This window comes from Enterobacter cloacae complex sp. P6RS (assembly GCF_014982245.1).
In the GTDB taxonomy this organism is placed as follows: Bacteria; Pseudomonadota; Gammaproteobacteria; order Enterobacterales; family Enterobacteriaceae; genus Enterobacter; species Enterobacter bugandensis.
On the sequence record NZ_JADCLB010000010.1, the window covers coordinates 37,458 to 51,315 of the forward strand.

Annotated in this window: 14 protein-coding genes; 6 read left to right on the top strand and 8 right to left on the bottom strand. The window is 57.3% G+C overall.

What is annotated here, in order from left to right; all coding sequences use genetic code 11:
* Window positions 1–2: 2 nt before the first annotated feature.
* The 3 genes from rfaC to rfaD are packed head-to-tail and all read right to left on the bottom strand — an operon-like array spanning window position 3 to window position 2,971.
* The gene (gene rfaC / locus INF73_RS05900) at window positions 3–986 is read right to left on the bottom strand and encodes a lipopolysaccharide heptosyltransferase RfaC (protein WP_193541757.1); all 984 of its coding nucleotides are present in this window, start codon (window positions 984–986) and stop codon (window positions 3–5) included.
* Window positions 987–989: 3 nt separating this feature from the next.
* Window positions 990–2,036, bottom strand: a complete 1,047-nt coding sequence (gene rfaF, locus INF73_RS05905) for an ADP-heptose--LPS heptosyltransferase RfaF (RefSeq protein ID WP_193541759.1) — start codon at window positions 2,034–2,036, stop codon at window positions 990–992.
* A gap of 2 nt (window positions 2,037–2,038) precedes the next feature.
* Window positions 2,039–2,971, bottom strand: a complete 933-nt coding sequence (gene rfaD / locus INF73_RS05910) for an ADP-glyceromanno-heptose 6-epimerase (RefSeq protein WP_048958488.1) — start codon at window positions 2,969–2,971, stop codon at window positions 2,039–2,041.
* Window positions 2,972–3,186: 215 nt separating this feature from the next.
* Here rfaD and kbl point away from each other — a divergent pair, with 215 nt between their 5' ends.
* Window positions 3,187–4,383: a glycine C-acetyltransferase gene (gene kbl / locus INF73_RS05915; protein ID WP_045630245.1), complete on the top strand. Its 1,197-nt coding sequence runs from the start codon at window positions 3,187–3,189 to the stop codon at window positions 4,381–4,383.
* Window positions 4,384–4,392: 9 nt separating this feature from the next.
* On the top strand, window positions 4,393–5,421 hold the full coding sequence (gene tdh / locus INF73_RS05920) for an L-threonine 3-dehydrogenase (RefSeq protein WP_006812404.1): 1,029 nt from the start codon (window positions 4,393–4,395) through the stop codon (window positions 5,419–5,421).
* 26 nt (window positions 5,422–5,447) lie between these two features.
* On the opposite strand, the gene INF73_RS05925 is transcribed toward tdh, so the two are convergent.
* The 5 genes from INF73_RS05925 to gpmM are packed head-to-tail and all read right to left on the bottom strand — an operon-like array spanning window position 5,448 to window position 11,395.
* Window positions 5,448–6,362 carry a hypothetical protein gene (locus INF73_RS05925; protein WP_150145128.1) on the bottom strand — a complete coding sequence of 305 codons (915 nt, stop codon included), beginning with the start codon at window positions 6,360–6,362 and terminating at the stop codon, window positions 5,448–5,450.
* 15 nt (window positions 6,363–6,377) lie between these two features.
* On the bottom strand, window positions 6,378–7,583 hold the full coding sequence (locus INF73_RS05930) for a glycosyltransferase (protein WP_193541783.1): 1,206 nt from the start codon (window positions 7,581–7,583) through the stop codon (window positions 6,378–6,380).
* Between the two features lie 20 nt (window positions 7,584–7,603).
* Complete coding sequence (locus INF73_RS05935; RefSeq protein WP_028015034.1) at window positions 7,604–8,554, bottom strand: divergent polysaccharide deacetylase family protein; 951 nt, start codon at window positions 8,552–8,554, stop codon at window positions 7,604–7,606.
* 3 nt (window positions 8,555–8,557) lie between these two features.
* Window positions 8,558–9,817 carry a murein hydrolase activator EnvC gene (gene envC, locus INF73_RS05940; protein WP_235428248.1) on the bottom strand — a complete coding sequence of 420 codons (1,260 nt, stop codon included), beginning with the start codon at window positions 9,815–9,817 and terminating at the stop codon, window positions 8,558–8,560.
* A gap of 33 nt (window positions 9,818–9,850) precedes the next feature.
* Entirely contained in the window at window positions 9,851–11,395 is a 1,545-nt protein-coding gene (gene gpmM / locus INF73_RS05945) for a 2,3-bisphosphoglycerate-independent phosphoglycerate mutase (RefSeq protein ID WP_028015036.1), read from the bottom strand.
* Between the two features lie 246 nt (window positions 11,396–11,641).
* Between gpmM and INF73_RS05950 the strand changes: the two genes are divergently transcribed.
* The 4 genes from INF73_RS05950 to gpsA are packed head-to-tail and all read left to right on the top strand — an operon-like array spanning window position 11,642 to window position 13,855.
* Window positions 11,642–12,073, top strand: coding sequence for a rhodanese-like domain-containing protein (locus INF73_RS05950; protein ID WP_014882007.1), 432 nt, complete (start codon window positions 11,642–11,644; stop codon window positions 12,071–12,073).
* An 11-nt stretch (window positions 12,074–12,084) separates the two neighbouring features.
* Window positions 12,085–12,336, top strand: coding sequence for a glutaredoxin 3 (gene grxC / locus INF73_RS05955; RefSeq protein ID WP_028015037.1), 252 nt, complete (start codon window positions 12,085–12,087; stop codon window positions 12,334–12,336).
* A gap of 32 nt (window positions 12,337–12,368) precedes the next feature.
* Entirely contained in the window at window positions 12,369–12,836 is a 468-nt protein-coding gene (secB, locus tag INF73_RS05960; protein ID WP_003860835.1) for a protein-export chaperone SecB, read from the top strand.
* Window positions 12,836–13,855 carry an NAD(P)H-dependent glycerol-3-phosphate dehydrogenase gene (gene gpsA, locus INF73_RS05965; RefSeq protein ID WP_193541761.1) on the top strand — a complete coding sequence of 340 codons (1,020 nt, stop codon included), beginning with the start codon at window positions 12,836–12,838 and terminating at the stop codon, window positions 13,853–13,855. The genes secB and gpsA overlap by 1 nt, the downstream gene beginning before the upstream one ends.
* Window positions 13,856–13,858: the final 3 nt, after the last annotated feature.

Genomic DNA, 13,858 nt, shown 5'->3' on the forward strand with positions numbered 1-13,858 from the left:
GGTTAAATATCCCTGTTGGAAAGCCAACGGCTGCCCTGTAAAAATGAAAAAATCGCATCTGCGCTGATATCCTTCGTTTGCTGAGTCGGGCTGACCATCTGATGCTGGTTTTTGCCATAGCCCCCGATCAGGCCGGGATCGGTCGGGCCAAAAAGGGTGATATTTGGGCGATCCAGCGCCGCGGTTAAATGGCTTAAACCCGTATCCACGGAAACAACGGCGTTAGCGCCTGCCAGCTCTGCGGCAACCTGCGCCAGCGTGAGTTTGGGTAACACCTCGACGTGGGAAAAGCCTGCTGCCAGACGCGCCGCACGCTGCCGCTCATGCTCAGCGCCCCACGGGAGTTTAATATGGATACCGGAGGGTTGCATTAGTTCAATCAGCCTTCGCCAGTGTGTTTCCGGCCAGTGCTTATCGTCGCGCGTTGTGGCATGCAGAAAGACAAGATAAGGCTGAGCACAGGGATATGTATTGCGCAAAAAGTGCTGCGCAATGGCGTAGTCGCCCTGCGCTTCCGGTTTCGCATAGCCGAGGCTTTTCGCAAACAGCTCGCGGGTGCGTTCTACGGCGTGCTGCTGCTTTGCGATGTGGTGGCGGCGGTTATAGAACAGACTCGCCAGCGGTTCGCGGGCGGTGTGCCAGTCCATGCCGTGTTTTACGCCGTGCGCCAGACGCGTGACCAGCGCCGCGCTTTTCACCAGCCCCTGCGCGTCGATAATCGCGTCGTAACGCTGCGCCTGCACCGTTTCACGGAAGGCTTTACGCTCGGCTTTAATCGGCGCGGAGAACCACGCTTTGCGCCAGCGGCGAATCGCGACCGGGATCACGCGGTCAACCGCTTCATGCCAGGTGGGGATCTGCGCGAAGCCTTCTTCTACCACCCAGTCAAAACGGATGCCGGGAATGGACTGCATCGCGTCCGTCAGCGACGGCAGCGTATGCAGAACATCGCCCATTGAGGAGGTTTTAACGATCAATACCCGCATCCGTTATCCTTCTTCGCTCAACAGCAGTTCGTTGAGCTCTTCGAGAACGCGTTGCGGCGTTATGTCGATCAGGCTCTGATGGTAACCTTCAGCGGCATCGCCTTTGCGTACCTTGTGGTAGCCGGTGATCAAACGGATTACGCGCGCTTTGTGCGACAGCGGCGGCGTGAAGTCCGGGCTGCTTGGGCCATACAGCGCAACCAGCGGACGATCCAGCGCGGCGGCGACGTGCATCAGGCCAGAGTCATTGCTGACCACGGCCTTACAGGCGGCAATCAGGATAACGGCCTGCTCAAGCTGCGTTTCTCCAGCCAGGTTGCGGCACCAGGCCTGTTGCTCGGTGCTCAGCGTGGCGAGAATTTCGTTGCCCGCCTCGTGATCCTTCGCCGAGCCAAACAGCACGATCTGGTAGCCCTCGTCGATCAGCTGTTTCGCCAGTTCGGCGTAGTGGTAGTGCGGCCAGCGTTTTGCCGGGCCAAATTCTGCGCCGGGGCAGAAGCCAATCATTGGGCGTTCGGACGAAATGCCAAACGCGTTGCAGGTGTGGGATTTCTCCCCCTCGTTCACCTGAAGCTGCGGCCACAGCAGCGGCTGCGGCAGGTCTTTCGCGCTGCGCATGACGCCTTTGTCGTAGGCCAGCGCCACGTAGCGCTCCACCATCAGCGGCCAGGCTTCTTTATCCAGCACCCTGGCATCGTTCAGCAGGCCGTAGCGCATTTCGCCGCGCCAGCCGGTACGGTGCGGAATGCCCGCAAAGAAAGGTACGAGGGCGGATTTAAAGGAGTTTGGCAGCACGTACGCTCGGTCATAGCGCTTCTCGCGCAGGCTATGACCGAGCTTGCGGCGTTCGCCGATTTCCAGCGCCCCGTGGCCGAGCGGCATCGGGATCGCCTCGTTCACTTCCGGCATACGCGACAACAGCGGACGGCACCAGGCGGGTGCCATCACGTCGATTATCGCCTGGGGATAACGCGCCTTGAGCGTGCGATAGAGACTTTGCGACATCATCATGTCGCCCACCCATGACGGGCCGATCACCAGAATTCTCATACTTACGCGTCGCGGTTCAGCCAGGCCATATATTCCGTTACGCCTTCGGCAACGGTCTTGAACGGCTTGTCGTAGCCCGCGGCGCGCAGGTTGGTCAGGTCGGCCTGCGTGAACGCCTGGTAGCGGCCTTTCAGCTTATCCGGGAACGGAATGTACTCGATGCTGCCTTTTTTATGGTACGCCAGCGTGGCGTCAGCCACCGCCTGGAAGGACTCTGCGCGGCCGGTACCGAGGTTGAAAATGCCGGAGACGCCGTTTTCCAGGAACCACAGGTTTACGGCTGCAACGTCGCCTACGTAGACGAAGTCACGCTTGAAGCCGTCGCTGCCTTCGAACAGTTTTGGACTTTCACCATTATTCAGCTGGGTGTTCAGGTGGAACGCCACGCTCGCCATGCTGCCCTTGTGTCCTTCGCGCGGCCCGTAAACGTTGAAGTAGCGGAAACCGACAACCTGCGAGTTCGCTTCCGGCAGGATCTGACGCACGTACTCGTCAAACAGGAACTTGGAGTAGCCGTAGACGTTCAGCGGCTGCTCGTATTCGCGGGATTCGATAAAGTCCGAGGTGCGCCCGCCGTAGGTTGCCGCGGAAGAGGCATACAGGAACGGAATTTCACGCTCCAGGCAGTAGTGCAGGATCTCTTTAGAGTACTGATAGTTGTTATCCATCATGTACTTGCCGTCCCACTCGGTGGTGGAAGAGCACGCACCTTCGTGGAAGATGGCTTCGATCTCGCCGAACTCTTCACCCGCCATAATCTGGATAAGGAAGTCTTCTTTATCCATGTAGTCAGCGATGTTCAGATCCACCAGGTTAACGAACTTGGTGCCGTCTTTCAGGTTGTCCACCACCAGAATGTCGGTGATGCCCTTATCATTGAGGGCCTTGATAATGTTGCTGCCGATAAAGCCCGCGCCGCCGGTAACGATGATCATAACTGTAACCTTTGAAGTGTTGAGCCCGGGGACAATCCCGGACGCTAATATTCATATCATATCATCACAATGCCCGGTCTTCAGCCATTCACCGATATGCAGCAGGGGTACACGTGATTTATGCTGCAAAAACGAGAAGAGATACGGCGTCATCTCGTCATGAACTATAGGTTTGGGTAATATGTGCCAAAATTTGCCGAGTCTGGAGAATTGCAATGCGTGGTGATTTTTACAAACAGTTAAACAGCGACCTCGACACCGCTCGTGCGGAAGGGTTGTTCAAAGAAGAGCGTATTATCACGTCTGCCCAGCAGGCGGACATCACCGTTGCCGACGGCAGCCATGTGATCAACTTTTGCGCGAACAACTACTTAGGTCTTGCGAATCACCCTGAGCTGATTGCCGCCGCGAAAAACGGCATGGACACCCACGGCTTCGGCATGGCCTCCGTGCGCTTCATCTGCGGCACCCAGGATAGTCACAAGCAGCTTGAGCAAAAGCTGGCAAACTTCCTCGGAATGGAAGACGCGATTCTGTACTCCTCCTGCTTCGACGCCAACGGCGGTCTGTTTGAAACCCTGCTCGGCGCAGAAGATGCGATTATCTCCGACGCCCTGAACCACGCCTCCATCATCGACGGTGTTCGCCTGTGTAAAGCGAAGCGTTTCCGCTACGCCAACAACGACATGGTTGAGCTGGAAGCGCGGCTCAAAGAGGCACGCGAAGCGGGTGCCCGCCACGTACTGATCGCGACCGACGGCGTGTTCTCCATGGACGGCGTGATCGCCAACCTGAAAGGCGTGTGCGACCTGGCGGATAAATACGACGCGCTGGTGATGGTGGATGACTCTCACGCGGTCGGTTTTGTCGGCGAAAACGGCCGAGGTTCCCACGAATACTGCGACGTGATGGGCCGCGTGGATATCATCACCGGTACGCTGGGCAAAGCGCTCGGTGGCGCGTCCGGCGGCTATACCGCTGCGCGCAAAGAGGTGGTTGAGTGGCTGCGTCAGCGCTCCCGTCCGTATCTGTTCTCCAACTCCCTGGCGCCAGCCATTGTGGCCGCTTCTATCAAAGTGCTGGAGATGGTGGAGTCCGGAGCTGAGCTGCGCGACCGTCTGTGGTCTAACGCCCGTCTGTTCCGTGAAAAAATGAGCGCCGCAGGGTTCACCCTGGCCGGCGCTGACCACGCGATCATTCCTGTGATGCTGGGCGACGCAGTTGTGGCGCAGCAGTTTGCCCGTGAGCTGCAGAAAGAAGGGATTTACGTCACCGGGTTCTTCTTCCCGGTGGTACCAAAAGGTCAGGCGCGTATCCGCACCCAGATGTCTGCGGCGCATTCGCCTGAACAAATTGAGCGTGCGGTGGAAGCCTTTACCCGCATCGGCAAACAGCTGGGCGTAATTGCCTGAGGACGTGTGATGAAAGCGTTATCCAAACTGAAAGCGGAAGAAGGGATTTGGATGACCGACGTGCCGGAGCCGGAAGTCGGTCATAACGATCTGCTGATCAAAATTCGTAAAACCGCCATCTGCGGTACTGACGTTCACATCTACAACTGGGATCAGTGGTCGCAAAAAACCATTCCTGTCCCAATGGTTGTCGGTCACGAATATGTTGGTGAAGTGGTCGGCATCGGCCAGGAAGTCAAAGGCTTTAGCATTGGCGATCGCGTCTCTGGTGAAGGCCATATTACCTGCGGTCACTGCCGTAACTGTCGCGGTGGCCGTACGCACCTGTGCCGCAACACCGTCGGCGTGGGCGTAAACCGTCCGGGCTGCTTCGCGGAATACCTGGTGATCCCGGCGTTTAACGCCTTCAAAATCCCGGACAATATCTCTGACGATTTGGCCTCTATCTTCGACCCGTTCGGCAACGCGGTACACACCGCGCTCTCCTTCGACCTGGTAGGTGAAGACGTGCTGGTCTCCGGCGCCGGCCCAATCGGCATTATGGCGGCAGCCGTGGCGAAGCACGTGGGCGCGCGCAACGTGGTGATCACCGACGTGAATGAATACCGCCTGTCGCTGGCGCGCAAAATGGGCGTCACCCGCGCGGTGGATGTCTCGAAAGAGAGCCTGACCGACGTGATGGAAGAGTTGGGCATGACCGAAGGCTTTGACGTGGGTCTGGAGATGTCCGGCGCGCCGCCGGCGTTCCGCACCATGCTGGACACCATGAACCACGGTGGCCGTATCGCGATGCTGGGCATTCCGCCGTCAGATATGTCCATCGACTGGAACAAAGTCATCTTCAAAGGGCTGTTCATCAAAGGCATCTATGGCCGCGAGATGTTCGAAACCTGGTACAAGATGGCAGCGCTGATCCAGTCCGGCCTGGATCTGTCCCCGATTATCACTCACCGTTTCTCCATCGATGAGTTCCAGCAGGGCTTCGACGCGATGCGTTCCGGCCAGTCAGGGAAAGTGATCCTGAGCTGGGATAAGTAAACAAAAAGGGGCCTCAGGCCCCTTTTTTACTGATTCTTTTTCTCTTCGTCCGTCAGGTAGCGCACCTTGCGGGTATAGTCCTGCCCTTTGAACAGCAATTTGTTATCCGGCGATTCCAGATACTTCTGCCATTCGGAAAGCGGGAAACCCCCGTGCGCGCCAATCACCTCTTTCGGCACAACGGCTTCCTGACCGCCGATCTTCTTGGATACCGGCCAGTTCATCCAGTCGCCCAGGTTAACCGTTTTAACATCCAGCATGTCCAGCAGCGCAGCGAGCGGCAGCTGATCGGTCGGCGGCTGCGTGTCGTCCATCAGCTCCCAGGTATCCTGGAACAGCGTCAGCCACAGCGGGCAGATGCGACGCCAGGTCTTTTTGGTTGCGGCAAGAAACGCGCCGTTAACGTGATCGACCAGATACGGGCGCACCGTTTCTTTGTAATATGCCGGCACTTTATCTGCGGGGGCGCCGTCCAGCTTGGCAATCATTTTGCCCTGACGGAAGCTGGAGTAGATGTGCATATCGGCCATGTTGATCTGGGGCATCTTGAGCAGGTTGAGATCGGAGTCGATCATCAATACGCCTTCTCCGCGCGCCTGAAGCGGAGCGTTAAGCTTCACCAGACGGCTGAGGTAGATTTGCTTATAGCGGTACCCCTCTTCACGTTTTGGCAGCGTGAGGGTCACAACGCGGGTTTTTGGCGGAAGCTCGCCGAAAGCGGATTCAGGCTGATCGCTGACGATAACAATCTCGCTGACGTCGGTGGCGTAACGCTCTGCAAAGGTCGCTGACAATAACGCCTCTTCGACGAAATCCGCGCCCGTACAAGGGATCACGATGGAATCAACCGCAACGAGATCGCGCGTGACCGGAAGGGAAGCGTAAGGAATGTTATGACGCCCGGTAATGTGGCGGTAGCGAGCATTCAGGAATTTAAACATGTTCTTCTCGTTTGGTTATTGCGCGCCAAGAACGGCCTCGACACCGTTAACATAGCTTTCAATGGCATACACGTTGCAGACATTCTGGTGCGCGGCTGCGGCGAGCCGGGCGCGCAGAGCAGGATCCTGCCAGATATTATCCAGATGTTGAGCAAGTTGCGACACATCGCTCCACGGGAACAGTAGCCCGGTCGACTCATGGTCGATCAATTCTGCCGTGCCGGTTACCTTTGAGCCAATCACCGGGATATTCAGCAGCATTGCCTCCAGCACGACGCGGGGCAAACCTTCGCTCTTCGAAGCCAGAATAAACGCGTCAAAGGTGGCGAGATAGTCAAAAGGCGTGTTCTGGAAACCGGTAAAAATGATGTGCTCAGCAATCCCCAGCGCGTCAGCCTGCGCTGTCAGCGCGCCGCGTTCAGCCCCTTCACCGACCAGCACCATCTTCCATTTTGCCTGCGGATGCTTCTGGCTGAACTGGGCCAGCGCCTCCAGAGTGTGGTGGTTGGACTTGCGAGGGATAAGCGACCCAATGCTGCCGAACACAAACGTCTCATCATCGATGTTCAGACGCTGGCGCATGGCGCGTCGGTCGGGCAAGGGCTGGTGGATGTCGATGGCGTTGTTGACCGTGGTACACAGCTCGGGCCGGACGCCATGCTGAAGAAGCACGCGTTCAACGCCGTGCGAGACGGCGATGATTTTTGTGGCGTGGGCATTCACCAGCTTCACCAGCGGCGGGGTCAGCACCGGTTCAATCCGGCAATGCTGAATTATCCGCGCATGCAGGTTCGCGCCCGCCAGATAACCCTCTTCGTTAGAGCCCGGCTGGTTGTTCATGTACAGCGTATCGAAACCGCCTTCCCGAAAAATCGTCTCGATCTTGCTGACGTTGGGCCGGATGCGCCAGAGCGTGTCAATATGTCGGGTAAACGCCTTGCGGGCGCTGCGCGAGAAAAACAGCAGGCTGCGGCCCAGCTCTTTTGCAACCTTCGCCCATCCGGGCTGCTTTTGCTGCGGAATGACAATTAAAGGGATGCCAATGCCGTTCAACACCTGGCCGATGGTTTGTCCTTCGGCCCGGCTGTAATCACTGTAAAAACAACAGGTAATATCGAACTTCTCGCGGTTAATCCGCTTCAGAAGCTCGAGCATGCTGTTGGTGCCTCCTCCCCACTCTTTACCGGTATCGAGGAGCAGAATTTTGTGTCGCTGTGGCATCATTCTACCTTAATCGCCTGTCACTGGGATTGGTTCGCTGAGACTTTTTTACCCCATCCCTGCCACTGGTGCTGGAAGTACTGCACCAGCGTACTCTGGCCCACGCTTTCGCTGATGACCGTAAAGAAGCGGGTTGCATGCACCGGCTCGAGCGGCTTTTTCAGCGCGCAGTTCTTCACGCCGCGGAACGGATTACGCGGCTGCGTTGCCGGAGGTTGAGCGCTCTCTGGACGAGACGTGTCTACCTGCGGTTCATTGAGCAGATCGCTCGGGCGTACCAGGGTGATATCGGCGGGTAAGGTCGGCAGCATTTGCTGCAAAACGCGAACGGTAGACGGATGCGGGTGCCCGATGGCAATCGCCGAACCGTTACGACGCGCCAGCTGTACCGCGCGGTTGAACTGCACGCGGATATCCGCTTCGTTCTGGGAGTCGTCCAGGAAGACTTTGCGCTTGATCACCTTCACCCCCGTACCCTGAGCGGCACGCATCGCCTGGCTGTTGCCAATGGTCATGCTGTCGAGGAAATAGAGATTGTAACGCTCCAGCGCCTGCATGACCTTCAGCATACCGTACAGGCTGGAGGTCATCGCGCTGCCCATATGGTTGTTCAGACCCACGGCATACGGCACCTTGTTGTAGGCGTCGCGGATGATGCGCTCGATCTCATCGCTGCTCATATCCGGGCGCAGGGTGTCTTTTTCCAGCGGCTGCTTGCTGAGCGGTGCCATCGGAAGATGGATGAGGACCTGGTGGCCGCTATTGTGCGCTTTGGTGGCCATTTCATGCGCGTGAGGCGCATTCGGCAGGACGGCGACGGAGATGGCTGACGGCATCGCCAGCACCTGATTTTCATAGTGCGGACGATAACCGAAGTCATCAATCACGATGGCGAGTTTACCTGCGTATACCGGTGCAGCCAGCGCCAGCGCGCTGACGACGAAGAGAACCATTCGACGAAATTGAAGCAAAACTTATCTTCCCAACCACGGCTGTGGATTGACCGCCTGACCCTGACGACGAATTTCGAAATAGAGTGACGGGCGGCCCTGACCGCCACTGCTGCCCACAAGGGCGATGGGTTGGCCGGCGCGCACCTGGGTGCCGACGCTGACCAGCGCGCTCTGGTTGTAGCCGTAAAGACTCATGTCGCCTTTACCGTGTTCGACCACCACCACCAGTCCGTAACCCTGCAGCCAGTCGGCCAGGATCACGCGGCCATCGGCGATGGCTTTCACTTCGCTACCTTCAGACGCACCGATAACGATCCCTTTCCAACGTAGCTCACCCTGCAGCTGTTCGCCATAGCGATGCAGAATAGTGCCGCGAACGGGCCAGTAGGCCTGACCGCGCGGGGAACCCAGACCGCCGGTACGCGACATCAGGGAGCGTTCGCTTTCGCTTGGCTTGTAGGTGGTCCCCTTGCGGGAGGCTTCCTGCTGCTTGTCGCGAACCGCCTGCGCCTCGCGGGCCTCTTTTTCGGCGCGCGCCTTCGCTGCGGCTTCCGCACGGGCAATGCTGTTACGCAGTTTTGATTCGTTGGCGCGCATTTCGCTCAGCTGGCTCTGTCCTGCCTGAATGGAGGACTCAAGACCCGACAGCGTTTTCTTGCGTTCGTTACGGGCCTGCTCAAGTTTCGCCTGCTGCGCTTTTTGTTCGTAGAGCAACGTCTGCTGCTGGCTCTGCTTCTCTTCCAGCTCCGCTTTTTGGGTGGAAACCTCTTCACGCGTCTGCTTCAGCTGTGCAATGGTCTCCTGACGCGCCTGGTTCAGATAGCCGAAATAGGCCTGCAGACGTTGGCCGCGCTGGCTCTCTTCACCGCTGAGGATCAGCTGAAGGCCAGTGTGTTCACCCTGACGGAATGCGGCATCCAGCTGTGCTGCGAGGTTGCGCTCCTGCGCATCACGCTGGCGCTCCAGTTTGGCAATCGACGCATTCATCTCGTCGATCTGTTTGTTCAACTGGGTGAGGGTGTTTTGCGTTTCACGGAGTTTACGTGCGGCAGCGGAGATGGCCTCTTCCTGCTGCTTAAGCTGGGCGAGCAGGGCGGCTCGCTGCTGTTGCTGCTGGCGTACCGCACGCTCTTTGGCGGCGATATCGGCCTGAATGGATTTCAGCTGGTCGCGGTCATCCGCATGGGCGGATGCGGCGCACAGCAATACGCCAGCGCTGAGTGCGCTGGCGCAAAGCAGAGGTCTGACTGATAGCCTAAGCGGCTTCACGACCCATGTGATTGAAAAAATCGCCTTTCCCCTCATGGGGAGCGATTATTCCACGATGAACAGCGGCTTACCAGTCATCTCTTCAGGGATCGGCATACCCATCAGCGACAACATGGTTGGCGCGATGTCGGAAAGCTTGCCGCCTTCTACTGCTTTCAGTGATTTATCACCCACATAAATCAGTGGAACAGGCAGGTTGGTATGGGCGGTGTGCGCCTGACCGGTTGCCGGGTCGCGCATCTGCTCGGCGTTACCGTGGTCAGCGGTGATCAGCAGCTGGCCGCCAACGGACTCAACCGCTTTCGCAACCTGCTCAACGCAGTGGTCCAGCGCTTCAACCGCCTTCACTGCCGCTTCCATTACGCCGGTATGGCCGACCATGTCGCCGTTCGGGTAGTTACAGATGATGGTGTCGTACTTGCCGCTTTCGATGGCCGCGACCAGTTTTTCAGTCAATTCTGCAGAGCTCATCTCTGGCTGCAGATCGTAAGTCGCAACTTTCGGCGAGTTGATCAGAATGCGCTCTTCGCCTTTGAACGGCTCTTCAACGCCGCCGTTAAAGAAGAAGGTCACGTGCGCGTATTTTTCCGTTTCGGAAATACGCAGCTGCGTTTTGTCGTTCTTCGCCATCCACTCGCCGAAGGTGTTAGCCAGCGAGGCTGGTGGGTACGCGCACGGCGCTTTGATGTCTGCCGCGTATTCGGTCAGCTGGATGAAGTCGATGTTTACCACTTTCTTACGGGCAAAACCGTCGAAGTCGCTGTTGACGAACGCACGGGTGATTTCGCGCGCGCGGTCAGCGCGGAAGTTCATGAAGATCAGCGCGTCGCCATCTTCCATTGCGGCATCGGCCTGGCCTTCAGCGCGGATCACGCTCGCTTTCACGAATTCGTCGTTTTCATCACGCGCGTAAGCGGCTTCCAGCGCTTCAACCGCAGTCGGGAACTGGAATTCCCCTTTTGCCAGAGTCATCAGGTCATAGGCCTGTTCAACGCGATCCCAGCGGTTGTCGCGGTCCATAGCGTAGTAACGGCCAATGATGGAGGCCACGCGGCCTTTGCCCAGCGCAGCGAATTTGTCTTCGAAAGCTTTCAGGGACCCTTCTGCGCTGCGCGGTGGCGTGTCTCGACCGTCCAGGAAGGCGTGCAGGTAGATTTTTTCCGCACCGCGTTCAGCGGCCAGTTCAACCATCGCCATGATGTGATCTTCGTGGCTGTGCACGCCGCCTGCGGAGAGCAGACCCATGATATGCACCGCTTTACCTGCCGCAACGGCTTTATCTACCGCACCGCAGAGAACCGGGTTAGCGAAGAAGGTGCGTTCTTTGATTTCGACGTCCAGACGGGTCAGATCCTGATACACGATACGACCCGCGCCGAGGTTAACGTGGCCAACTTCGGAGTTGCCCATCTGGCGATCCGGCAGGCCCACTTCCAGACCGGATGCGTCAATCAGGGTATGCGGACGTTTTGCCCACAGTGCATCCATGACCGGGGTTTTTGCGTTGAAAATAGCGTTATCCTGGCTGTCTTCACGGTAGCCATAGCCATCCAGAATCACCAGTACCATAGGTTTTTTAGAAACCGACATTGCAACAACCTCATGCTCAAGAGTCAAAATTTGCGTAATTTTACTACAGCTGAATCGATCAAATAGCCGCAGAAGATCAAAGAAAACGCGGGGGCAAGATGCTGACCGGACCATTTTGAGGCATTTTTTTAGGTGGCATGCCGCAGAAAATGGATTAGGTTATGGTCGCTGGCTGTATTTGCCAGAACGCACAGGTATACTCCTGTCCTGGTTTTTTTATCACTTAGTCGGGAGTAGTTACCCTCCATGCAAGAAATTATGCAATTCGTTAGCCGCCATCCGGTACTGAGCATCGCGTGGATTGGCCTGCTGGCTGCTGTGCTGTTCACCACATTTAAGAGCCTGACGTCTAAGATTAAGGTTATCACCCGTGGTGAAGCGACGCGTCTGATTAACAAAGAAGATGCCGTCGTTGTCGATCTGCGTCAGCGTGACGATTTCCGTAAAGGTCACATTGCCGGCGCAATCAACCTGTTGCCAGCTGAAATCAAAGCCAACAACGTTGGTGAGCTTGAGAAACACAAAGCCCAGCCCATTATCGTTGTGGATGCGACCGGTATGCAGGCGCAGGAATCTGCCAGCGCGCTTTACAAAGCGGGCTTCGAAAACGTAACGGTACTGAAAGAAGGGATTTCCGGCTGGAGCGGGGAAAATCTTCCTTTGGTTCGCGGTAAATAAGGAGTTCAGTCATGGCCAATATTGAGATCTACACCAAAGCGACGTGCCCGTTCTGCCACCGTGCGAAAGCGCTGCTGAGCAGCAAAGGCGTCACGTTCCAGGAACTGCCGATTGACGGTGACGCGATCAAACGCGAAGAGATGATCCAACGTAGTGGTCGTACGACGGTTCCGCAGATTTTTATTGATGCGCAGCACATTGGCGGCTGTGATGACTTGTATGCGCTCGACGCCCGTGGTGGACTCGATCCGCTGCTGAGCTAAGAGACTTTAGGACAATTAAAAAGGGTATTTCCATGTCAGAACAAAACAACACCGAAATGACTTTCCAGATCCAGCGTATCTACACCAAGGATGTCTCTTTCGAAGCGCCAAATGCGCCGCACGTTTTCCAGAAAGACTGGCAGCCAGAGGTTAAACTTGATCTGGATACCGCATCCACCCAGCTGGCGGATGACGTGTATGAAGTCGTACTGCGTGTGACCGTGACCGCCTCTCTGGGCGAAGAAACTGCATTCCTGTGCGAAGTACAGCAGGGCGGTATCTTCTCCATCGGCGGCATCGAAGGCAACCAGATGGCGCATTGCCTGGGTGCATACTGCCCGAACATCCTGTTCCCGTATGCCCGTGAATGCATCACCAGCCTGGTTTCTCGCGGTACATTCCCGCAACTGAACCTTGCGCCAGTGAACTTTGATGCGCTGTTCATGAACTATCTGCAGCAGCAGGCTGGCGAAGGTGCCGAACAACATCAGGATGCCTGATGAGCACTGTTAATGCGTCAATGACTGTGATCGGTGCCGGCTCATACGGCACCGCTCTTGCCATCACGCTGGCAAGAAATGGTCACGACGTGGTCCTGTGGGGCCACGATCCAAAACATATCGCCACGCTGCAGCGCGACCGTTGCAATGTGGCGTTTCTCCCGGACGTTCCGTTCCCTGACACCCTGCACCTGGAAAGCGATCTTGCAACCGCGCTGGCGGCCAGCCGCAACATTTTGATTGTGGTGCCAAGCCATGTCTTTGGCGACGTGCTGAATCAGATCAAGCCGCTGATGCGCCAGGATGCGCGTATCGTCTGGGCGACCAAAGGGCTGGAAGCGGAAACCGGACGTCTGCTGCAGGACGTTGCCCGCGAAGCGCTGGGGGATGAGATCCCGCTGGCGGTCATCTCCGGGCCGACCTTTGCCAAAGAGCTGGCTGCGGGCCTGCCGACGGCGATCTCGCTGGCATCCACCGATCAGGCTTTCTCCGACGATCTCCAGCAACTGCTGCACTGCGGCAAGAGCTTCCGCGTCTACAGCAACCCCGATTTTATCGGCGTGCAGCTGGGCGGCGCGGTGAAGAACGTGATTGCCATCGGGGCCGGGATGTCTGACGGTATTGGCTTTGGCGCCAACGCGCGTACGGCGTTGATTACCCGAGGCTTAACCGAGATGTCCCGTCTGGGCGAAGCGCTGGGTGCCGATCCGGCCACCTTTATGGGGATGGCGGGTCTGGGGGATCTGGTGCTGACCTGTACCGATAACCAGTCGCGTAACCGCCGCTTTGGCATGATGCTCGGACAGGGCAGCGATGTAAAAAGCGCGCAGGAGAAGATTGGACAGGTGGTGGAAGGCTACCGCAATACCAAAGAAGTCCGCGAGTTGGCGCACCGTTTTGGTGTCGAAATGCCAATAACCGAGGAAATTTATCAGGTATTGTATTGCGGAAAAAATGCGCGCGAGGCAGCATTGACCCTATTAGGTCGTGCGCGCAAGGACGAGCGCAGCAGCAATTAGCCG

Coding starts and splice junctions, on each gene's coding strand:
- rfaD (WP_048958488.1), bottom strand. CDS start 2,971: ATGATCATCGTTACCGGCGGCGCGGGCTTTATCGGCAGCAACATTATC.
- INF73_RS05930 (WP_193541783.1), bottom strand. CDS start 7,583: ATGCCACAGCGACACAAAATTCTGCTCCTCGATACCGGTAAAGAGTGG.
- gpsA (WP_193541761.1), top strand. CDS start 12,836: ATGAGCACTGTTAATGCGTCAATGACTGTGATCGGTGCCGGCTCATAC.
- kbl (WP_045630245.1), top strand. CDS start 3,187: ATGCGTGGTGATTTTTACAAACAGTTAAACAGCGACCTCGACACCGCT.
- rfaF (WP_193541759.1), bottom strand. CDS start 2,036: ATGAGAATTCTGGTGATCGGCCCGTCATGGGTGGGCGACATGATGATG.
- tdh (WP_006812404.1), top strand. CDS start 4,393: ATGAAAGCGTTATCCAAACTGAAAGCGGAAGAAGGGATTTGGATGACC.
- gpmM (WP_028015036.1), bottom strand. CDS start 11,395: ATGTCGGTTTCTAAAAAACCTATGGTACTGGTGATTCTGGATGGCTAT.
- secB (WP_003860835.1), top strand. CDS start 12,369: ATGTCAGAACAAAACAACACCGAAATGACTTTCCAGATCCAGCGTATC.
- INF73_RS05925 (WP_150145128.1), bottom strand. CDS start 6,362: ATGTTTAAATTCCTGAATGCTCGCTACCGCCACATTACCGGGCGTCAT.
- grxC (WP_028015037.1), top strand. CDS start 12,085: ATGGCCAATATTGAGATCTACACCAAAGCGACGTGCCCGTTCTGCCAC.
- rfaC (WP_193541757.1), bottom strand. CDS start 986: ATGCGGGTATTGATCGTTAAAACCTCCTCAATGGGCGATGTTCTGCAT.
- INF73_RS05950 (WP_014882007.1), top strand. CDS start 11,642: ATGCAAGAAATTATGCAATTCGTTAGCCGCCATCCGGTACTGAGCATC.